Genomic DNA, 248 nt, shown 5'->3' with positions numbered 1-248 from the left:
AATAAGTAATTCCTTTGTCATTTGTGCGAGTATGTTCTGCATCTTCCCAAGTTAGGTGGGTATAAGCTTTTGTTAATTCAAATTCATCTTGTTGAATCAAACTGGCAGATGAAAATCCTAAAAAGAAGCTCATTATAAGTAAAAGAAGAAAGACTATTCCTCCAACTATCCAGGTTACAGGATTTCCAGCCGCAAATGTAAAGAAGGAAAAGGCTGCTTTTAGTTTTTGATAGATATTTCGGACACTT

At 34.7% G+C, this 248-nt stretch carries 1 protein-coding gene; it reads right to left on the bottom strand.

What is annotated here, in order from left to right:
* Window positions 1-248, bottom strand: a 248-nt coding sequence (locus tag L0M85_RS09970; RefSeq protein ID WP_238656954.1) for a hypothetical protein, incomplete at both ends; no start/stop codon positions are given.

Source organism: Streptococcus sp. DFI.7.26 (assembly GCF_022240605.1).
GTDB lineage: Bacteria > Bacillota > Bacilli > Lactobacillales > Streptococcaceae > Streptococcus > Streptococcus xiaochunlingii.
The sequence above is the reverse complement of the archived record's forward strand: the minus strand, read 5'-3'. Positions and strand labels throughout refer to the sequence as shown.